This is a genomic window from Ruminococcus albus AD2013 (genome assembly GCF_000526775.1).
GTDB lineage: Bacteria > Bacillota > Clostridia > Oscillospirales > Ruminococcaceae > Hominimerdicola > Hominimerdicola alba_A.
Genome location: NZ_JAGS01000001.1, coordinates 943,038 through 965,669, shown reverse-complemented (window position 1 = coordinate 965,669; position 22,632 = coordinate 943,038). Strand labels below are relative to the sequence as shown.

Sequence of the window (22,632 nt, the reverse complement as noted above, 5' to 3'; positions counted from 1 at the left end):
TGCACAAATGAATTCATTGACCGTAAAGATACTTGCGGCTCTGGTTTCACTTTTGATGTTGACCACCATATGCACTCAGGTCTATTACTTTCTGCACGATAAGCACGATACCGAAGAAGCGGTGCTTGCCACCGTAAATGAGGACATCGTCTTTGATGGCATAATAGTAAGGGACGAGAGCGTGGTAACTTATAACGGCAACGGTATACTTGATTATAAGTATCCGGACGGCAGCAAAGTCTCGGTGAACAATACTATCGCTGAGGTATATTCCTCTGAAAAGGCGATATATGCTAAAGACAGGATAGCCGAGATAGATGCTGAGATAGAGCAGCTTGAAAAAGCTCAGGATCCTGCAACTACCAATTATGCCGAACCTGATGCTCTGATATCGGGAGTTAAGAACGGTTATAACGATCTTCTTGAAGCTGTGGAGAACAGAGAGCTTGACAGGATACCTGATATCAGATCAAGGATAGCACTGAACAGTAATATGTATAGTGTTATAACAGGTACCGAAGCAGGATTTTCCGATGCTATCGATGATCTGAGATCCGAGCGTAACAACCTTGTTGATTTCGCAACAGAGCCCGATGATGTTATCAAGTCCGATAGGACAGGATATTTTGTATCCTATGCAGACGGCTACGAGGAAACGCTCAAGACCACAGATGCAGGAAACTTGAGTGAAAGTGATATCCGTGATATCATAAAGGGCGGAAAGTCTGCCCCCGCAAATGCGATAGGCAAGACTTTTGACAGCTATAACTGCAAGATCGTCGGTATAGTAAAGGCAGATTCAAGAATAACGGACGACGCCGAAGTCTCACTCAAACTGAATTCTTCAAGAACAGTATATAATTGTACAGTCGATTCGGTTAAAATGAGTGGCGATAATATGATAATCGTACTGGACTGTGACAGAGTGGATCAGACTCTTGTTAATTCCAGAGTTCTTTCCGCAAAGCTTATTTTTGATGAATATCAGGGCATTAAAGTGCCAAGAAGCGCACTAAGGTTCCGTGGAGACGAAAAGGGCGTTTACGTAATACTTGGCAAGGATATATCTTTCAAGAAGATCAAGGTCATATATGAGGGTGATGATTTCGTCCTTTCCGAGAATACTTCCGACGAGGATTATCTGCTGCTTTACGATCAAATTCTGCTAGAGGTGGTATCAAACAAAGATGTGTCAGTCAACAGCGAGACCGATGGGGATACAGTGTCCTCAGAATGAGTTCGGTGAAGTATTGGAAAACTATAAACGCATTTGTGAAAATGTGGAAAATGCAAGAGCCAAGTACCGCAGCAGTGATGAAAATATAGACATTATGGCTGTGACAAAGACTGTTGCACCGGAAAAGATCAACTTTGCAATTGAGCAGGGCATAACTCTGCTTGGTGAGAACAGAGTACAGGAATATCTTTCAAAAAAAGACAGTTATATCAAAACGGCGCAGGTGCATATGATAGGCCGCCTGCAAACAAACAAGGTAAAATATATTATCAACGAAGTTGCGATGATACAGTCGGTTGACAGTATCAAGCTCGCAAAAGAGATAAACAGACTTGCCGAAAAAAATAACAGAACAATGAATGTTCTTCTAGAGATAAATATCGGCGATGAAGCGAGCAAGAGCGGTGTTGCAGCAGATGAGCTTGACGAACTCATCTATGAGACTGCACAGCTTGAAAATGTCCGTATCAAAGGACTTATGGCTATACCGCCCGCAGGCTGCGGTGAGGATATGTTCGACCGTATGCACAGCATTTTTCTACGTGTAAAGGAAAGATCTGTGCCTAACGTTTCCATGGATATACTTTCTATGGGAATGTCAGGGGATTATGAGCTTGCAATTAAGCATGGTTCAAACCTCGTTCGTATAGGTACTGCACTGTTCGGTGCCAGAAATTATTTGGAGGGTTAGAAAATGGGCATAATAAAAGGTTTTACAAATCTTTTTATAGGTGAAGATGATTCCGACGAAGTTGATTTCGGACAGGAATTCGGTTCGCCTAAGAGCAGCAAAAGTTCATCAACAAAAGACGGCTTCTTTGATGATAATGATTTCAGCGGTTCAAAATCCAAGTCAGGCGCACGTTCAAAAGAGAATGATGTCTTCACCGAAAGACCCTTCACTTTTGAAGAAAGCTTTGCAAGATCCAAGACCGGGAGCGAGTCCTCGTTCAGCACAGGGACAAGCTCAGCAAACAGATATGAGGGGGAGCACACTATGAGCTTTGATCAGACAACTACTTTACAGATCGTACTTGCCAGACCTGTTGATTTTTCAGAGGTAAGGAGCATCGGCGATGATATTAATGCGTATAAAACAGTAATACTGAATCTTGAAATGGTTAAGAGTGATGACGCTAAGAGAATACTTGATTTTCTTTCCGGCGTTGCCTACGCAAACAAAGCTCAGATAAAAATGATGGCTCAGAAGACTTTCGCTATCATGTCCAAAAATGTCAAGTTCGATGGCAAAGATCTGCTGACTGAGCTTGAAAATAACGGTTACAGCTTCTGATGAAGCTTAGGAATTTTTCATTCCTGAATAACACGAGCGATGATGATAAGCGCCTGTTATCCACATTTCTTGACTGGACGGATATGGCAGACGAAAAGTACATAACAAAGTATTCAGCATTCCTTGATGAAAGGCAGTGCTTGCTTTGTGAAAAAGTCATGGCTTCGGTAAAATACGAAAACTACTTGCTGTGGGGCGGATATGAGAATGCTGAGAGAAAAATGCTCTGCGTATATCCGCAGTACGGCGATGAAAATATCATTGAATCATTCCCGATGCAGGCGGTAACATTCCGATTTCGCCCTGAGGACAAGCTTAGCCACAGAGATTTTCTGGGTTCGCTTATGGCTTTGGGTATTACCCGCGGCTGTGTCGGCGATATCCTTGTTAACAGCGGTTCGGCTTCGGTATTTGTTAAAGATACTGTAGTGCGGGACGTTCTTGGGATAACTAAAATTGGCAGAGTTGGCGTCAAGGCTGAAGAAGGCTTTGATGCACAGTCTGTTAAAGAACCCGAATTTCGGGAAATAACAGGAACAGTTGCTTCGCTAAGACTGGACAGCGTTCTGTCACTTGCACTGAGGATCTCGCGGGAAAAGGCATCCGCCCTGATAAAAGGCGGAACAGTTGAAGTTTCTCACGAAAAAACAGATCAGCCAAGCAGAACTGTTGAGCCTGGGGATAAGATCTCCGCTAAAGGTCACGGAAAGTTCCTGCTTAAATCCGTTGACGGTGTAAGTCATAAGGACAGAATTCATATCACTATTTGTAAATATATTTAGGAGGACATAACAATGATGACAGCAAAAAGTATCAAAAGCGCAGCTTTTGAATCTGAAAAAAATGGTTACAGCCCTGCGCAAGTAGACAGATTTCTTGCTGAAGTAGCAAAAGAATTTGCAGCACTTGAAGCAGAAAATGCTGATAGCGAAGCTAAGATATCCAAGCTGGTCGAAAAGGTCAGCGAGTATAAAGAAGACGAGGACGCTATAAAAGATGCTCTTCTTTCTGCACAGAAAGAAGCTTCCAAAATAATAAACGACGCAAAAAATAAAGCAGCTGCAATAGTTGACGGTGCTAAGAGCGAACAGAGAAAGCTGGCTGAGCAGTCTGCTGCCGAGTGCGAGAAGATCGTAAGAGAGCATAAGGAAAGATGTGCAGCACTCATCAAGGAGAATACCGAGATCACAGAGCAGAAGATAAATGCTCTCAGAGATGCTTATGACGAAGAGAAAGCAGCTTATGATGAACTGAGAGCTGAGGTAACTTATTTCAAGTCTGAGCTTACTTCTCTTTATCAGGAGCAGATCAAACTTGTTATGCAGCTGCCCACTCTTACCGACGAGGAGCTTGAGGCTTACGAAAACGGTGAGGAAGAATACTATGATGACGAAGAAGAGTACGAGGATGTCAATGACATGACTGAAGGCTTCGGTGATGAAACTGTTGCTGAACAGCCTGTACAGCAGGCAGCTCCTACAGCTTCCACCGCTGAGCTTGACAAAGTCCTGAATACAGGCTCTTTTGACCCCGTAATACACAAGCCCAATCCCGAAGATCTCCAGTTCGGCAAAAAGAACGGTTAATAGGTCTATGAAGGCTCTGTTTTTGCAGGGCCTTTTGATGGTTTAAAATACTCTCGGAGGGCAGGTGTGAAATGTTCGCACTTTCACTTTTGCTTGCGGCATTTCTGATAGTTACCGATCAGGTGCTGAAAGCAGTGGTAAACAGTAAGATCGAACTTGGTAAAGTTGTTGAAGTTATTAAGTTCGGTGATGCAAAGATATTTAGCTTGACACATATCAGAAATTCAGGTGCTGCGTGGAGCATCATGTCAGGAAAAACATGGTTTTTGGTATCACTCCCGATACTGGTGTGCATTGCGGGCATATTTTATATGTATAAGGTGCGTAAAGGCAGTAAGCTTGAAATAGTATCGGTAGCTATGATAATTGCGGGCGGTGTGGGCAATCTCATCGACAGGGTGAGAATGCATGAAGTAATTGACTACATTAAGTTTGAGCCCATAGATTTCCCTATATTTAATTTTGCAGATATCTGTATAGTGTTGGGAGCAATTGCTTTCTGTCTCTCAATAGTTATTTCAGATATCAAAAAGAGCAAATCAGATAAACCTGACAAGAAAAAGGTAAAAGCAGATGCCTGATCGTTTAGAATTTACCGCTGGGACTGAAAATATCGGTGAAAGGATAGATAAAACTCTGTCCGAACTGCTTACGGAAATGTCTCGGTCAGCACTGCAAAAACTGGTGTCTGAAGGCTGTGTTCTTGTTAACGGCAAAGCTGTCAGCAAAAATTATAAAATAAAAAACGGTGATATCGTCACTGTAGATATACCCGAACCCGAGGAACTTAAAGCCGAGCCACAGGATATCCCGATCGATATCGTATATGAGGACGATTCGCTTTTGGTGGTAAATAAGCCACAGGGAATGGTGGTACATCCCGCGGCAGGCAACCCTGATGGTACTCTCGTTAACGCGCTGATGTATCACTGCAAAGGCAGACTATCATCTATCAACGGTGTTATACGCCCGGGTATAGTCCACAGGATAGATAAGTTTACTAGTGGTCTGCTTATGGTAGCAAAGACCGATAAAGCCCATAATTTTCTTGCCGAACAGATCAAAGATCATAGCTTTACACGCGAATACAACGCTATATGTGTTGGCAGGTTCAAAGACTTGACTGGTACTGTCAACGAACCTATAGGAAGAAGCAAATTTGACCGTAAGAAAATGTGCGTTACTTATCAGAACTGCAAAGAAGCTGTCACTCACTACGAAGTACTGGAAGAATTCGGACAGTATTCATTGGTGAGATTCAGGCTCGAAACAGGTCGCACTCACCAGATAAGGGTACATTCAGCTTTTATCGGACATCCTGTTCTGGGTGACGATGTCTACGGAAAGGCGTATAAAGGGCTTGATGGGCAGTGTCTTCACGCTAAAAAGCTGGGATTCGTTCATCCCGAAAGCGGCGAGTACATGGAATTCGACAGCGAACTGCCCGAATATTTTGTCAAGGTGCTTGAAAAGCTAAGGAAAGGATAACATTTTTAATGTTTGAGGATATAAACAAGGTACTGTTGATAACCGATATGGACGGCACATTTCTGCCGTCAAGTAAAATACCAGGTCAGCGAAGCATTGAAGCGATTGCAGATTTCCAGAGTAAAGGCGGAAAATTTTCGATCGCCACAGGCAGAGCTATTCAAGCGGCACAGCAGTATTTTGAATCATTCAGTGTCAATTGTCCAATCATCATGAGCAACGGCGGAATGGTCTATGACCTTGACCATAAGAAGCAGATACACGATGTTTTCGTTCCCGATTTCACAAGGGATATCGTTTCCGAAATACTCAGAGACAATCCTGATGTGGGATGTGAAGTACTTACACTTGACGCTGTATATGTTCCGCAGATGACCCCGCTGGAAGCAAAACACAACGTCATCTGCAAGGTAAAGCCCGTTCTGTGCGGGGTAGATGAAATGCCGGGCGATTGGTACAAAGTGCTGTTCGCCATTGAACCCGAAAAGATGGAAAGACTCATGGATTACGTTGAAGCAAAGGGATGGACAGGTGTTGACTTTGTCAGAAGTGCTCCCGAGTATTACGAGATCCTTCCTCAGAACATCTCAAAGGGTTCGGCACTTGAAAAAATGCGTTCGCTTTGCGGCATGGGAGATTACACTTTCGTTGCCATGGGCGATTATAATAATGATATTGAAATGCTCCAGGCTGCCGATGTGGCGATATGTCCTTCAAACGCAGTTGAGGAAGTCAAGAAGGTCTGTGACCTTGTGCTTGATGTTTCCTGCGAAGAGGACGCTGTTGCAGCGGCACTTGAGTATATATACGGACGTCTGGGTCTATGACTGAAAGCAAGATAGAAGCGTATATGCAATGCCATGTGTGCTCGGCTGAACATATCTGCATCTTCATGCCGCAGTATTGACTATAGTCCGAAACAATCAGATAATTTGGAGGTTTTTTTATGGACGCTACACTTAAAAAACAGCTTGAGATAACTGCCACCAAGGTACGTCTCGGCATAATCGAGGGCGTTTATAACGCTAAGTCGGGTCATCCCGGCGGCTCTCTTTCGATAGCCGATCTGTTGACCTATCTTTATTTTGCAAAACTGAATGTATATCCCGATAAGCCCGATGAGGCAAGCAGAGACAGATTTGTTCTGTCCAAGGGTCACACTGCACCCGCTCTGTATTCTACACTGGCTCAGAAGGGATTTTTCCCAGAGGAAGAGCTTAAGAGCCTGAGACATATCGGAGCTCTGCTTCAGGGTCATCCCTGCATACATATCCCCGGTGTTGATATGTCTTCCGGTTCTCTCGGACAGGGCGTATCTGTAGCTGCAGGTATGGCACTTTCAGCTAAGTATCAGGGTGCCAACTACAAGGTTTACACTGTTCTCGGCGACGGCGAGATACAGGAAGGTCAGGTATGGGAGGCTTCAATGTTTGCCGCTCACTACAAGCTTGACAATCTCGTTATGATCGTTGATAACAACGGTCTCCAGATCGATGGTAAGATCAGCGATGTAATGTCCCCCTATCCGATAGTTGACAAGTTCAAGGCTTTCGGTCTTCACGTTATCGAAGCTGATGCTCATGACTTTGATTCCCTTGATAAGGCTTTCAACGAGGCTGAAACTGTTTGCGGACAGCCCACTGTCATCGTTATGAAGAGTACAAAGGGCAAGGGCGTTTCCTTCATGGAGGATAACGTTTCATGGCATGGTACAGCACCTAATGCCGAGCAGTATGCACAGGCTGTTGAGGAGCTTACCGCACATCTGAAAGAACTGGAGGGCTAAGTCATGGCTGATGTAAAGAAGATAGCAACTAGAGAAAGCTACGGCAATGCGCTTGCTGAGCTTGGTGATAAGTACGATAAGCTGGTAGTTCTGGATGCCGACCTGGCAGCAGCTACCAAGACAGGTATCTTCAAGAAGAAGTTCCCTGACAGACATTTTGACTGCGGTATCGCAGAGAGCAATATGATGAGCGTGGCTGCAGGTATGGCTGCAACAGGTCTGATACCTTTTGCTTCCACATTTGCAATGTTCGCAGCAGGCAGAGCTTTCGAGCAGGTAAGAAACTCCATCGGTTATCCTCACCTGAACGTTAAGATCGGTGCTACTCACGCAGGTATCTCTGTTGGTGAGGACGGCGCTACTCACCAGTGTAACGAGGATATCGCTCTGATGAGAACAATTCCCGGCATGACCGTTATCAACCCTGCCGATGATACCGAAGCAAGAGCTGCCGTTGAGGCTGCTATCCTGCACGAGGGCCCTGTTTATATGCGTTTTGGCAGACTTGCTGCTCCTGTTATCAACGATCCTGCTACTTACAAGTTTGAACTTGGCAAGGGCGTTCAGCTGAGAGACGGCAAGGACATCGCTATATTCGCAACAGGTCTGATGGTAGGCGAGGCTATCGAAGCTGCCAAGACTCTTGCTGCTGAGGGTATCGATGCTGCTGTTATCAATATCCACACCATAAAGCCCATTGATGAGGATATCATCGTTAAGAACGCACAGAAGTGCGGTGTTGTTCTGACAGTTGAGGAGCACAGCATTATCGGTGGTCTGGGTTCTGCTGTTGCAGACGTTCTGACTGCAAAGTGCCCCACAAAGCAGGTTAGAATAGGCGTTAACGACGAGTTCGGTCACTCTGGTCCCGCAGTTGATCTGCTGAAGGAGTTCGGTCTTTGCGCTGAAAATATCGTTGCTAAGGCAAAGGAAGCTGTAAAGGCTAAGTAATTTTTCCATAATATATCACACCCCTGTGTATTTCTGAGTAGAATACACAGGGGTGATTTTTTTGAGCAGAAAACGAGTATCACGAAAATGCAAAGCGTCCTATGTATTTCTTGCAGTGCTGATAGTAGTATTTGCGGCAGTGATAAGCGTCATCGGAGAACTTCGAGAACATTTGGCCGAGATAACAGAATACCGCGGCAGGGAAGCCGCAACAGATATAATCACATCAGCCGTTGAAAGGACAGTTTCCCGATGTCCCTGCAACGATATCTACAAGCTTGCCACAGATGAAAACGGAACTGTCCTTTCGGCACAGCTAGATGCCGATTCAGCTAACCGTGTTAAAAACATACTTACAGAGGAAGTCGAGAATGGACTTAACAAACTTAATGAAGATGGCATATCAATACCCATTGGCACACTTATAGGCATACCGCTTCCCGCGGTGGGCAGCAACACTATTGACCTCAGCGTACAGCAGATAGGTGCTGTAAAAAGCGAATTCGTATCTAATCTCGAAACAGCAGGGATAAACCAGTCCCGACTGACGGTTTATGCTGTTGTGACTGTTGATATCCGTGCCATTCTCCCAAACGGTCATACAGATATCAGTGTTACTGAGGAGCATATCATCACAGACTGCCTTATCATCGGGGAAGTTCCGCAGTCCTATTTCGGAGAATGATAATATCTCACTTAATATTGTACGAAAAGCAACATCTGTAATAATCTAGTAAAAAATGTAAAATTCATCCGTATTTACGAGCTTATAATATTTAAATTATCGAGTCTGCTATATTAATTTTACTAATGACACACCACTTGCTTTGTCGTATATCCACAAAAATTTCGATTAATTAATCTAAATCTATTGACATCACAATGAAATTGTGATATAGTTGTTAACATAAGATGTTCTATAACTAGATTTGTTAATATTTATTGATTGGAGTGAACGTAACTATGCTGTTAAAGTATTATCAAATATATACACAAACAAACAACATACTTACTGCGCACTTTTTTGAATATCATATGTCAGATTTGCGCTCTGCGGGATAACCATGTCTCTTGGAGCGTTTTGTTTAAAAAGAAAAAGGAGGACTTAGGAATGAGAAACTTGAAACTTCCGAATGTAGCGGTGTATGCCGCGAACGTTCGTAAAATGAGTTAGTTTAAAAATTTGAAAGGACAGGTGAAAAAATTATGGCTAGAAATTTATCAAAGGATCTTAAAAGGTTAGTTGCAGGTCTGTGTGCAGTTCTTATCGTAGGCGGAGCAGTTCCACTGCAGCCACTGGTTAATTTCGGCGGCACTATAAAAGCGGCTGCTGATGATGTACAAAGTCAGCCTGTATTTATCAACTATACGCCTGAAATCATTTCTAATAACAGCTATTGGTTTGTACGTGATGACAACACAGGTCTTAGCGGCGTAGGCTATAAGTCAAACAATTATCATGTTGGTTACACAACTGCACAAACAACTTTCAAGGTTTACCCAATAAACGGTCAAATAGTAAAGGTGAACTGGAAAATAAGCAGCGAAAAATATTATGATTGTATGACTATTACTGCAGGTAACTCAACACCTGTATCCGGAACTTCTGGTGCGAAATCAGGTTCTTTCAATATCACGGGAACCGAGACTTCTGCTAGTGATGGCATAACTGTTACTGTAAAATATTCCAAAGATGAAGCGGGTAACAGTAATGACGATACCGCTTATGTTGCATTCGAGATAGAACAGAACAAAGCTTCTCTCTCACCCAGTGGTTTTGTAGAAGGTGAAGACTATGCGGTTGTAGGTAATGTTACTAAAGTATCCCCCGGAGATGTTGTAACTATCTATTCCAATAAGAAGTTCAAAACCGACAAGGACTATACTACTCTTGATTTTGAAAAGAATCCTGATACAGAGGGTGATTATGAAGATTTCAAGTACAAGTGCACAATGAAAGTTATCGATCAGGCAACTTTCGGTGAAAACGAAGTTATTTCCTTTATCGAAGAACCTAAGGTCGATTTTGAATTCGTAGATCTGGAAGATACAGATTATGTAGTTGTAGAACAGATGGATACTCCCGAAGATGACGGCGATAACAGCGTATACGTTACCGAGCACGCTGATATATTCACCAAGAAGCGTATCGATCTCGATGAGAGCATCTTCGAAAATTCAACTGTCAGGTTCGTTGACTGCGTGAAAGAGATACCTGAAGATGGTTTCTTTACCGTAAATAATGAGAACTATCTGTACAGATATCACGTAACATTCCCTAATTACCCATACCCCGAAGGCATCACCGCTACTTTCACAGCTGAAAAGAACGTTGATCTGGAATTCGAGAATATGGCAGAGAACAAGAAGTTTGCAGTTGAGGGCGACTTGCCTTATGCATATGTTGCCGATGGTTCTGTTATCTACTCCGACCAGACATTAGCAGGCAATATCAGTCAGGTTCAGCTGCAAGAGAGCACAACATCGGGCGGCTATGAGTATAAGGGCGAAACTTACAAGTATAAGTATGATGTAACATACTCCGGAGATCTCAAGACCGGCGATACTGTAACATTTAGTCACGTTCACGAGTACGGCAATCCTCATGTTGATATCGAAGAAAAGCCCGACATCATCATAGCTGATTGTACAGGTGAGAACGGCAAAGAAGTTGGTACAGTTGAGATAGCACAGCTCAAGCCCAAGGATATCTACTATTACGGCGATCTGCCTACGGTGGAGGAAGTTGTTGTCAAGCCTGAACAGATGCCTAAGGGTATAACCAGTATTGACCCCGTCAGCCTCTCTATCAAGAAGAAAGGCAAGACTTCCAGCCAGGATTATTTCACCGATTTCGGCACATATGAACTTTCCACCATCGTCAATGTTGTATGCGGCGGCAAAACATATCCTATCTCCATCACCAAGGACGTTGAGTATTCACCTCGTTCACTGTTCGGCGCTGAAGACAGTTCTTCTGCCGATGAAGAATACACAGGCTGCTATTTCTACCTGAGAAGATATGAAGAAGCCGAAGTACCTCAGGAAGAAGAACCCGCCGCAGAGCAGGGCAGTACTCCTGAAATTCAGGAAGAAAATCCTGCCGCAGAGGAACAGGGTGAACCCGCAGAACAGCAGGAACTCCAGTATGAAGATACTCTTCTTACAGTCAAGAACGGCGTGATCACTCTGCCCGATGATTCTTTCGTATACAACAAGAGAGAGCAGAAGCCTGTTATCGTTGTCAAGAACAGCATAAACGGCACAGTTACTGAGCTCACCGAAGAAGAGATAACCAGCACCGTTGAAGGCAAGACAGGCGCTAACAAGGATAATGAGTACTACGAGTTCAAGATATCCGCAATAGAGTCCGAAGATCCTGAGACCGACCCTGCAAAATATACAGGTGAAGTTACAGTTAAGTGGAGGATCGAAAAGGCTCCCAACAACGTAACATTCGTTCCCAAGACCGATACCGTATACGATGCAGAAGTACTTGATGATACCGACTTCACATTCACCGACCCCGATGATACTCTGAATGATTCCAATATCAAGGTTGAATTTGAAGGCAGTAAGAAGGGTTATGAGTTTATTGCACCCGATGATGCAGAAACTCCTTACCAGTTGACCGAAGCTGATGATGGCAAGATGCTGACAACTACTCTCGGTGCAGTATATAAGCTGCCTGAAAATGTAGCTGGTCGTGTAGTTCATTATTATGTTAATGAAGGTAAAGTTGAGACAAAATCCACCGGATTACTTCCTGACACCACATTAATTAAATTCGCAAAACATAATATGTCGGAAGAAGTTATGATGGATTATTGTCTTGATGAATATTATCCGCTAGGTGGAGAGCCTATCGAAGGACTTAGAGTAAAAGTAACATTTGAAGATAACGAATTAATTTTCCACATTTTCAGTGATGAAACTTATGAGACAGCAACCTTATTCCCAGGCGAAGAATACGATATCACCAGCGCAGGCGTTCAGAAGGGTACTATCACAATAAAATCCGATAACTATCAGGATAAGGTTATGGATTTCGAGACCACGATAGCCAAGAAGGAAGTTACCGTAGCTCCCAACGGCATCAAGGACAATGAGAAGAACACCATAACATGGGGCGAACTCATCAAGGACAGCGATGTTCTGTATACTCAGGACGGCGTTGTTGATAAGGATAAGCCTGCGGGCGGAGATTATAACTTTGGTCTTATCTTCACAGCAGAAGGTTATAACTTTGAAGATGCTAGCAAGAACAATGTTGGTGAATACAAGCTCGTTCCCAGTGATATCTTTGCAGAGTACAATGCAGCCGATAATAACTATCTGCTGGTACTTCCCAAGGAAGAAACCGAAGAAGAGGTTGAAGAAGTTATACCTGTTGAAGTTGCTCCGCTTGAGCTTTCCGAAGTCGCTGAACAGGAAGAGCAGACCGAACAGGAAGAAGAAGTCAAGCTCGATACTCTTACTATCGTTCCTTACGAACTGACAAGCAGTAATGTCACTGTTGCAGATATTACATATCAGTATGATACCTATGTAAAGACACCTACCGTGACAGCAAGTGTTCCTTACAGCGTAAAGGACGAAGCTGAACTCCAGACATACACTCTGACTCTCGGCACAGTTGAAGATCATGACTCCAAGGATGCTTTCGTAAAGGGCGTAAGATACGATAACATCGTAGGTGAAAAGAACATCTCTGTTGCCACCGATGACACTACCAACAAGAACTTCACAACAGATGAAGATGGTGTTGAATTCAAATGGTACATCAGAAATGGTACTATGACTGTAGACGTTGGCAATATCAACGGCAAGATCTATGATGGTACAACAGTTACTGACCCCACCGTAACTGTAAAGAACCAGATCAACGAGGCTGTTCAGAATGCTGACATCAAGGTACAGTACCAGAAGAAGGACGAGGGAACCGGCGGATACAGTGATCCTGTTGATGAAGCACCCAAGGATGCAGGTACCTACAGAGCAGTTGTAACAACTAATGCTGACAGCTACAACGAGAAGGTAAGCTACTCCGACGACTTCACCATAGACAAGAGAACAGTAAAAGTTACTCTGAATGGTCTTCCTACCGTTAAGGGTTATAACGACAAGACCGTTGAATACAAGATAAGCAAAGCCGATGCCGAAAATCCCAATGATTTCACAGGCATAATCGATAATGAAGTTGAACCTGAAGGCACTGTAGTTATCGAGGCAGGCAAGCTGAACGGCAATCACATCACCAACGATGATCTCCCCGAGATAGTTGAAGCATTGGGCGATAACTACACATTCCGGTGCGATGAAGTACTCAGCCTGGCAGAACCTAAGCTTGCAAGACTTGAAGTCAGAAAAGCTTACATGGACGATGGTGAGGTCATCAAACCTCATGACTACATCACTGCATACGATGAGAACGGAAGAGATATCACCGACAAGTGCGTAGTTATCAATATCGACAATATCAATCAGACTGGTGATTACAAGATCGAAGTTAACGATGGCAGTCTGGATGTTCCTCTCAGTGATATTCTGTACGTTTTGACCAAGGTCGACAAAGTAAACGATCTCATCGCAGAACTTCCCGAATCCGAGGATGTAACAGCCGAAGATGAAGATGCTATAACTAATGCCCGTGAAGCATACGAAGCACTCACAGATGAGCAGAAAGCAAAAGTTGATGCAGACGCTCTCAATAAACTTGAAGATGCTGAAGAAGCATTGGAAGACGCTAAGAAAGCAGCTGCAGCGACTGAAGCTATCAACGCTCTGCCCGATGCTGAGGACGTTACCACAGAAGATGCCGAAGACATCGAAAATGCACGCGATAAATACGACGCACTGACAGATGCTCAGAAAGATCTGATAGATGAAGAAACCGTAGATAAGCTTGAAGCAGCTGAAACTGCTCTCGCAGCAGCTATCGAAGCAGCTGAAAAAGCAGCTGCAGATCAGACAGCAGCAGATGCTGTTAAACAGGAAATCAACAATCTTCCCGCTGCTGAAGATGTTACCACAGAAGATTCTAAGAACATCGTAAAGGCACGCGCAGATTACGATGCACTGACAGACGCTCAGAAAGCTCTGGTGGATGAAGAAACCGTAGATAAGCTTGAAGCAGCTGAAACTGCTCTCGCAGCAGCTATCGAAGAAGCTGAAAAAGCCGCTGCAGATGAGGCAGCAGCAGATGCTGTTAAACAGGAAATCAACAATCTCCCCGCTGCTGAAGATGTTACCACAGAAGATTCTAAGAACATCGAAAATGCACGCGATAAATACGACGCACTGACAGATGCTCAGAAAGCTCTGGTGGATGAAGAAACCGTAGATAAGCTTGAAGCAGCTGAAACTGCTCTCGCAGCAGCTATCGAAGAAGCTGAAAAAGCCGCTGCAGATCAGACAGCAGCAGATGCTGTTAAACAGGAAATCAACAATCTCCCCGCTGCTGAAGATGTTACCACAGAAGATGCCGAAGACATCGAAAATGCACGCGATAAATACGACGCACTGACAGATGCTCAGAAAGATCTGATAGATGAAGAAACCGTAGATAAGCTTGAAGCAGCTGAAACTGCTCTCGCAGCAGCTATCGAAGAAGCTGAAAAAGCCGCTGCAGATGAGGCAGCAGCAAATGCGGTAAGAGACTCTATCAACGCTCTTCCTGAAACTGAAGCAGTTAAACCTGAAGATGCTGAAAAGATCGCAAAGGCACGCGATGATTACAATGCACTGACAGCCGCTCAGAAAGAGCTGGTAGATGAAGCAACCTTACAGAAGCTTGAAGCTGCTGAAGATGCTCTCGAAAAAGCTAACGAAGCAGCTAAGAAAGCCGCAGAAAATGAGGCAGCAGCTGATGCAGTCAAGAAGGCTATCAACGATCTTCCCGCAGCTGAGAATGTTACAGTAGACGATGCTGATGCAATCGCAGCAGTTCGCGAGGCATTTGAAGCTCTGACAGATGATCAGAAGGGTATGGTCGACGGAGATACAATGAAGAAGCTTGATGATGCTGAAGCAGCTCTGGATACAGCCAAGAAGGCAGCTGAAAAGGCAGCAGAAGATCAGGCAGCGGCTGATGCAGTCAAGAATGCTATCAACGCTCTTCCCGCAGCTGAAGATCTCACCAAGGACGATGCTGAAGCAATAGCTAACGCACGCAAGCTGTTCGATGAACTTACAGATGAGCAGAAGGCTCTGATCGATCCCGAAGTAGTAAAGAAGCTGACCGATAACGAAACTGCAGTTGCAGCTATCATAGAGGAAAGCAAATATATGAAGGGCGATGTAAACGGCGATGGCAAGATCAATATCAATGATCTGACCAAGATAGCAGCTCACGTAAAGGGCAAGAAACTTCTTACAGAAGAAGAACAGATGCGTGCAGATGTAAACGGTGATGGTAAGTTAGATATTAACGATATCTCAAAGATTGCCGCACACATCAAGGGCAAGAGACTTCTCAAATAAATTTTCAGACAATTTCTCATTTTTCACGTCCTACTAACTTATAAGATATTCCCCCGTGATTTCACCTCACGGGGGAATGTCTTTTTATTATTTAACCTTGATTTTTCATCAATGATATGATATAATTTACGTTATAAAATCTCTAACAAAAAGCGGAATTAAATTATTTCATAACGAGAAATTATAAATGTAAATGTGACATACTAAATCATAAACTTTGACCCGAAAGGCGGAGATAAAATGTCTGAAAAAGAAAACGCAAAAAAACGTATCGACGAACTCGTTGATACCCTCAATTACCATGCACACCTGTATTATGTTGAGGACAGAAACGAGATTTCCGACTATGATTACGATATGCTCCAGAACGAGCTGAAAAAACTGGAAGCTGAGAATCCCGAGCTTATCAGACCCGACAGCCCTACACAGCGTGTTGGCGGCGAGGCTGTATCAGGCTTTGAAAAAGTTACACATAAAGTGCAGATGGGCTCTTTGCAGGATGTGTTTTCATTTGAAGAAGTCAGAGAGTTCGTTGACAGAGTAAGGGAGAGCGTCAGCGACCCAAAATTTGTTGTTGAACCCAAAATAGACGGACTATCTGTTTCTCTTGAATACCACGACGGTCAGCTTACAGTAGGTTCGACCCGCGGTGACGGATTTGTGGGCGAGAATGTAACCGAAAACCTCAAAACTGTTCGTTCAATACCTGTAACCATAGACAGTACTCTGCCCATGATAGAAGTTCGCGGAGAGGTTTATATGCCCAGAAATGTTTTCCTTAAACTTATAAAAGAGCAGGAGGACAATGACGAGCAGCCTTTTAAAAATCCGAGAAATGCGGCAGCGGGTTCGCTTCGTCAGAAAGACCCCAAAATAGCCGCAAAGCGCAAACTGGATATATTTGTGTTCAACGTTCAGCAAATAGAGGGAAGAGAGCTTTATGCTCATAAACAGTCCCTTGATATGCTGAAAGAACTCGGTTTCAAAACTGTACCGGATTATAAGCAAGTATCCACCACTGATGAGATCATAGCGCGTATCAATGAGATAGGTGAGAGTCGTTTCGAGCTTCCTTATGATATCGATGGCGTTGTTATCAAGGTAGATGATTTCAAGCACCGTGACATTCTCGGTGCTACTGCAAAAGTCCCGAAATGGGCAGTTGCGTATAAATTCCCGCCGGAAGAAAAGAATACAAAACTTCTTGATATCGAGCTGAATGTTGGCAGAACAGGTGCTGTGACCCCCGTTGCTGTGTTTGAACCTGTCTTCCTTGCAGGCACTCAGGTGTCCCGTGCTACACTGCACAATCAGGATCTTATAATCGAGAAAAACATCAACATTGGTGACATTATCCGTGTCCGCAAAGCAGGGGATATAATACCCGAAGTTCTCGGTTCTGTTGAGAAAAACTCCGAGGGATCTTTCATGCTTCCCGATGAATGTCCCGTGTGTCATGCAAAGCTTGTAAGATCTGAGGAAGAAGCAGCTGTCCGCTGTCCCAATGTTGAATGTCCCGCCCAGATATTCCGAAGCATAGTTCACTTTGCTTCAAAAGGTGCAATGAATATAGATGGCCTCGGTCCTCAGATAGTTCGACTTCTGCTTGATAAGGAACTAATAAAATCCGTTGCTGACCTTTATCATATTAAGGAAGAAGACCTCATTGCTCTGGAAAGCTTCAAGGAGAAGTCAGCACATAATCTGGTAACTGCAATTGAAAAGTCCAAGTCGAATACTCTTGACAGATTGATATTCGGTCTCGGAATAAGAAATATCGGTCAGGCTTCGGCAAAACTTCTTTGTGCAAAATTTGGTGGGCTTGACAGCATTATGTCAGCCACCACAGAGGAAATTTCCGAGATCGACGGTTTTGGAGATGTTATGGCACAGAGTGTTTACAGTGCTTTTCATGAAGAGCATATGATAGCACTCATTCAGCGTCTGAAAGACTGCGGAGTTAACACCGAGTACGAAAAAGTTCAGCAGGACGATCGTTTTGCAGGAAAGACCTTCGTTCTTACAGGAACCCTGCCAACCTTAAAAAGAAACGATGCTAAAGAACTCATTGAGAAGTTCGGCGGGAAAGCAAGCGGCTCGGTTTCAAAGAAAACAGACTATGTTCTTGCAGGCGAAGAAGCAGGAAGCAAACTGGCAAAAGCTGAGCAGCTCGGCATTAAGATCATCACCGAAGAAGAATTTATGGAAATGATAAAATAGCCACGATAAATTACAGAAAATCACAGTATAGATAAGCCTCCGATCATATTAATTAGGAGGCTTTATTTATGTACAAAACGGCAAAGTTCTTTTAGCAATTTTTATTCATCTTGACAACGCAGATCAAGTGTGATATAATAAAATTGTTAAAATACCAAACAAATTGTTACTTTAAATAAGGAGGAAATATAATATGAATCATAATATCGGTCGAAAGGCTGCTGCAGGCATACTTTGTCTGGGGCTTGTCTGCCAGAATGCAGGGCTTATCCCTGCTTACGCTGCTTCGAGCGGTGTAACAATCAATGAGGTCTGCTCAAAGAACACGACTATTGCGGCTCCCGACGGAAATTTCTACGACTGGGTCGAGCTTTACAACTCAGGAAATTCTGCTGTTGACCTGTCAGGCTGGGGACTTTCAGACAAGGCAACAAAGCCATTTAAATTCAAGATACCCAATGGCACGAAGATCGAACCCAAGTCTTATCTGGTCATCTACTGCGACAGCACAGCAGGGGAGACCAACACTTCCATAGCTCCATTCGGTATGTCAGGTTCGGGCGAGACTCTTACGCTCTCCGATGCAAACGGCAACGCAGCTGATACTCTGACTTTCGGCTCCATCGCTTCTGATGCTTCCTATGGACAGTATCCCGATGGCAGCGGAAATTTCTTTGAACTCGCCTGCACACCGGGTAAAACAAATGTTGAACCCCAGGGTTCAGCAGCAGTGGCTACTCCTGAATTCTCTCTTGAAAGCGGCTACTATGACGCAGGAAAGACTGTATCCATTCAGGTACCGTCGGGAACTACTGTATATTATACCACAGACGGCTCCGTACCGACCACATCTTCACAGAAATATACTTCACCTTTCACTCTCACGGATGTTTCCTCTAATCCCAATAAGCTGAGCGCTGAGAGAAATATTTCTACATACGGCTACAATCCGCCTTCTTCACCTGTTGATAAAGCTAATATCATACGCGCTGTTGCAGTCGATACTCAGGGGCGTGTGAGTGATGTCATCACCAGAACATATTTCGTAGGCAAGACAAATTCGGGATACTACAAGGATATGAAGGTCGTATCCCTTGTGACCGACCCTGATAGTCTGTTCAATTATGAAACAGGTATCTATGTTCTGGGCAAGTACTACGATGAATTCAGAGCGTCCGCAGGTTCCAACGGTAAGAGAGAATGGGAAAGGGATGCTAACTACACTCAGTCAGGCAAGGCTTGGGAGCGTCCTGCTACTATGACCGTTTTCGATAAAGGGCAGAAAGTTATCGACCAGGACGTAGGTATCCGCATCAAGGGCGGTGCTTCACGCCACAATGCTCAGAAGAGTTTCAATGTTTATGCACGTCTGGATTATGGTGCTCCTGAATTTAGCTACGATTTCTTTGACGGTACTTCCGTAAAGGCAAAGAACGGCAAAGCTATAAAGAGTTATACCACCATCTCTCTGCGTGACGGCGGTAATGATAACAATAACGCGATCTTCCGTGATTCTCTCAATCAGAGCCTTGTAGCTGACCGTGATTTCGGACATCAGGCAATGAGCGAGTGCATGGTATTTATCGATGGTGAATTTTGGGGGATCTATCAGATATGCGAGAAGCTCAACGATGCCTACATCAGCGATCACTACGGTGTTAAGAAGAGTGACGTCGCATTGATAAAGGAAGGGGAAGTTGAAGAAGGTTCCGACTCCGATCTTCAGGATTGGAATGCCCTCGTAAAGGGTGCTGCAAACGGCAGTCTGAGTTATGCACAGATCTGCGAAAAGATAGATATCCAAAGCTTTATGGATTACTTTGCAGCGCAGATCTACTGGGCAAATCAGGACTGGCCCAAGCGTAATATCGCATCATGGCGTTCAAATACCATTGACAGCTCCAATCCCTATGCAGACGGAAAGTGGCGCATGATAATGTTTGATACCGAATATAGCGTAGGACTTTACAACAGCCAGGATACTTCTGTTAATACAAACGGATTCCGCCGTTTACAGCAGGATCAGCAGATCGATGTCAGCAGAATGTTCACAGCACTGCTCAAAAATGACCAGTTTGCCAAAGATTTTGCACGTACCATGATGGATATGGCAAACTACAACTTTGAGCCAAACAGGGTAGCAGATAAAGCTAAGTACTATTCCGATAATTTCAGCCAGCAGGCAGCGGATACATACAAGCGTTTCGGATCAGGCAATAATGCGCAGTCATATATTAACCAGTGGAGGACTATTGTAAACTTCTATAAACAGCGTTTCGATCCCGCAGAGCGTTATCTTCGTCAGGCTGTTGGTTTTTCAGGTGAACCTGTGACCTTTACAGTGAATAACAGCAGCAATTCCGGAGAGATACAGCTCAACACCCTGAAACTCGGCGCAATAGACAAATGGTCCGGTAAGTACCACAAGGATTACGAACTTGATCTGACAGCTTCACCCAAGGAAGGAAAATCATTTGACCACTGGCAGATCAGCGGTGCACAGATAACAAACGGCTCTGATAAGTCAGGCAGTATCAAGATCAAACTAACTGGTTCTAATGCTTCCGTAAAGGCAGTTTACAGCGATCAGAACAGCGGTGGATCGACCGGCAATACTGATTATCCTACAAACATCAAGGTTAATTACAATTCTCAGTATCATCAGGTTCAGTTTATCTGGGACAAAGTACAGGGTGCTGACAAGTACGGTATCGCTGTATTCCTTGCAGGTAAATGGAGAATTCAGACTTCCGACATTACTACAAACAGGTACATTACTCCTAAGAACCTTACTCCGGGCATGACTTATAAGGTAGCTATTGCTGCAAGAGTTAACGGTAAGTGGAATACGTCCGATCCTATCAAGAATGCAGTAACTGTTACTATTCAGTAATTTACAGTTTTACAGAACATAAAAAGGGCAGTTCCCGAAGAAACTGCCGTTTTTATAATATTTAGAATCATTACTCTTCTGTGCCCTTGACGTATTCAATGAACTGTTTTGCAACACGTGGTGAACGTCCGCCCTTTGAGAGTGCAAAAGCTTCCGCTTTGATCTCCAATTCAGCACGATCGGTCTTTACCTCATATTCATCAGCCAGTTTGTTTACAAGATCGAGGAACAGATTTTTATCCGGCTTCTGGAATGTCACGGTAAGTCCGAAACGGTCAGATAGCGAAAGAAGTTCCTGCATGGTATCCTTGAAATGTATCTCGTCGCCTTTTCGTGCTGTGAAAGTTTCACGTACCAGATGACGGCGGTTCGATGTGGCATAGATCACCAGATTTGAAGCCGTAGAAGCAACACTGCCTTCGAGTATAGCTTTCAGTGCAGCGTAGTCGTTGTCATCTTCTGTGAAAGACAGATCATCTATGAAGATAATGAATTTCAGCGGATTCTTACTGATTTTTTCGACGATGTTGGGTATCTCGTGCAGCTGTTTCTTTTTCAGCTCGATAAGCCTTAGACCTTCACAAGCATACTCGTTTGCGATAGCTTTGACCGTCGAGGATTTGCCCGTGCCACAGTCACCGTAAAGCAGAACATTGTTTGCGGGTTTGCCCGCAAGCAGTGCTTTTGTGTTGGCAATGACCTGAGATCTTTCATTTTCATAATCATGCAGCTGCGAAAGTCTTATTGGATCGGCGTGTTCAACAGGAGTCATAACTCCGTCCTTGATTATGAAAATATTGTACTTTGAATATATGCCGTAGCCGATCTTTTTGATCTCATGCACACGTTGAGCATATATCTGGGAAAAATCTCTGGGACTGATCCTGTATTCGGGCAGAAATCCGTCGTAATTTATCCTGTCGATGAATTCACTGCTGGGGATAGTTGCTAACTCTTCCAGAAAAGCAAGCTCATTTGCAAGACAATTATCCAGCATCGTTCCCGTTTCAAGCCCCTCACCCTTTTTGAGTATAAAAAGATTCTCGTCTTCGAGAATTATCTTCATGATGTACTCTGTGAGGTCGTCGCCCGACTTATAAAGGTCGCCGCACATATCGCAGTACCATTCAACTGCATTTTCGGTATCTTCTTCGCAAATTGCTAGAATGGTCTGTATCATATCAGTTAAAACATCATCTCTGCGAAGTTTCTTGAATATCACAAGGCTTCTTATCTGTTTCAATATTCGCTTGAAATCGGTCATTTCATATTCCTCCGTTTTTATGTATCTTCAATTATTACCCATTTGCTTTCAACGTTTTCTCTTTCAGCCGAATATCCGCATTCTAATTCAGCCAGAAGTCCTACGCTTTTATCTGACATATATATGCTATGCAGTGATACTATTCCTGCATCAGATTCTTCATGTTCTTCACCGCATAAAAACTGCCAGTATCCATCTTCATCATGGCTCACGTACAGCACTGGTCTTTCGCCCGAAAGTACATGACAGCAGGTAAATACTGCCGTATCAGGCGCATCTGAAAAGGGAAACAGCTTTTCCATATCGTTCACCTCTAATATGATCTGTGTTTACATTATATAACATTTTTCCATATAAGTCAATGTTTAATAATTAAGTCATTGACAAAGACCCCCAAGATGTAGTATAATATATTTTACATGGATACATTT

General features: G+C 43.8%; 16 protein-coding genes. 14 read left to right on the top strand and 2 right to left on the bottom strand.

All coding sequences use genetic code 11. The features are described from left to right. Window positions 1-7: 7 nt before the first annotated feature. The 14 genes from N773_RS0104295 (at window position 8) to N773_RS0104230 (ending at window position 20,937) form a co-directional block, all read left to right on the top strand. Entirely contained in the window at window positions 8-1,237 is a 1,230-nt protein-coding gene (locus N773_RS0104295) for an HlyD family efflux transporter periplasmic adaptor subunit (protein ID WP_024856633.1), read from the top strand. Continuing rightward, window positions 1,212-1,928 carry a YggS family pyridoxal phosphate-dependent enzyme gene (locus N773_RS0104290; protein WP_024856632.1) on the top strand — a complete coding sequence of 239 codons (717 nt, stop codon included), beginning with the start codon at window positions 1,212-1,214 and terminating at the stop codon, window positions 1,926-1,928. The genes N773_RS0104295 and N773_RS0104290 overlap by 26 nt, the downstream gene beginning before the upstream one ends. Before the next feature lie 3 nt (window positions 1,929-1,931). Next, on the top strand, window positions 1,932-2,531 hold the full coding sequence (locus tag N773_RS0104285) for a cell division protein SepF (RefSeq protein ID WP_024856631.1): 600 nt from the start codon (window positions 1,932-1,934) through the stop codon (window positions 2,529-2,531). Continuing rightward, a complete protein-coding gene (locus N773_RS0104280; RefSeq protein WP_024856630.1) occupies window positions 2,531-3,313 on the top strand; it encodes an RNA-binding protein in 783 nt (260 codons plus the stop codon). Before N773_RS0104285 ends, N773_RS0104280 begins: the two co-directional genes overlap by 1 nt. Window positions 3,314-3,325: 12 nt before the next feature. After that, entirely contained in the window at window positions 3,326-4,117 is a 792-nt protein-coding gene (locus N773_RS0104275; protein WP_024856629.1) for a DivIVA domain-containing protein, read from the top strand. A 71-nt stretch (window positions 4,118-4,188) separates the two neighbouring features. After that, window positions 4,189-4,698: a signal peptidase II gene (gene lspA, locus N773_RS0104270; protein ID WP_024856628.1), complete on the top strand. Its 510-nt coding sequence runs from the start codon at window positions 4,189-4,191 to the stop codon at window positions 4,696-4,698. Further along, window positions 4,691-5,605, top strand: coding sequence for an RluA family pseudouridine synthase (locus N773_RS0104265; RefSeq protein WP_024856627.1), 915 nt, complete (start codon window positions 4,691-4,693; stop codon window positions 5,603-5,605). The genes lspA and N773_RS0104265 overlap by 8 nt, the downstream gene beginning before the upstream one ends. Before the next feature lie 8 nt (window positions 5,606-5,613). Next, on the top strand, window positions 5,614-6,432 hold the full coding sequence (locus N773_RS0104260; RefSeq protein ID WP_024856626.1) for a Cof-type HAD-IIB family hydrolase: 819 nt from the start codon (window positions 5,614-5,616) through the stop codon (window positions 6,430-6,432). A gap of 119 nt (window positions 6,433-6,551) precedes the next feature. After that, window positions 6,552-7,391, top strand: a complete 840-nt coding sequence (locus N773_RS0104255; protein WP_024856625.1) for a transketolase — start codon at window positions 6,552-6,554, stop codon at window positions 7,389-7,391. A 3-nt stretch (window positions 7,392-7,394) separates the two neighbouring features. Continuing rightward, on the top strand, window positions 7,395-8,342 hold the full coding sequence (locus tag N773_RS0104250; RefSeq protein ID WP_024856624.1) for a transketolase family protein: 948 nt from the start codon (window positions 7,395-7,397) through the stop codon (window positions 8,340-8,342). Window positions 8,343-8,403: 61 nt separating this feature from the next. Next, window positions 8,404-9,027 carry a sporulation protein YunB gene (locus N773_RS0104245; protein WP_024856623.1) on the top strand — a complete coding sequence of 208 codons (624 nt, stop codon included), beginning with the start codon at window positions 8,404-8,406 and terminating at the stop codon, window positions 9,025-9,027. A 521-nt stretch (window positions 9,028-9,548) separates the two neighbouring features. Further along, window positions 9,549-15,824 carry a dockerin type I repeat-containing protein gene (locus N773_RS0104240; RefSeq protein WP_024856622.1) on the top strand — a complete coding sequence of 2,092 codons (6,276 nt, stop codon included), beginning with the start codon at window positions 9,549-9,551 and terminating at the stop codon, window positions 15,822-15,824. Between the two features lie 240 nt (window positions 15,825-16,064). Further along, window positions 16,065-18,044 (top strand): NAD-dependent DNA ligase LigA, encoded by a 1,980-nt coding sequence (ligA, locus tag N773_RS0104235; RefSeq protein WP_024856621.1) that lies wholly within the window; start codon window positions 16,065-16,067, stop codon window positions 18,042-18,044. A gap of 193 nt (window positions 18,045-18,237) precedes the next feature. Then, a complete protein-coding gene (locus tag N773_RS0104230; protein ID WP_024856620.1) occupies window positions 18,238-20,937 on the top strand; it encodes a CotH kinase family protein in 2,700 nt (899 codons plus the stop codon). A gap of 70 nt (window positions 20,938-21,007) precedes the next feature. On the opposite strand, the gene N773_RS0104225 is transcribed toward N773_RS0104230, so the two are convergent. Both N773_RS0104225 and N773_RS0104220 read right to left on the bottom strand, forming a co-directional pair. Next, window positions 21,008-22,201 carry an ATP-binding protein gene (locus N773_RS0104225; RefSeq protein WP_024856619.1) on the bottom strand — a complete coding sequence of 398 codons (1,194 nt, stop codon included), beginning with the start codon at window positions 22,199-22,201 and terminating at the stop codon, window positions 21,008-21,010. Window positions 22,202-22,218: 17 nt separating this feature from the next. Continuing rightward, a complete protein-coding gene (locus N773_RS0104220; protein ID WP_024856618.1) occupies window positions 22,219-22,503 on the bottom strand; it encodes a hypothetical protein in 285 nt (94 codons plus the stop codon). Window positions 22,504-22,632 lie beyond the last annotated feature (129 nt).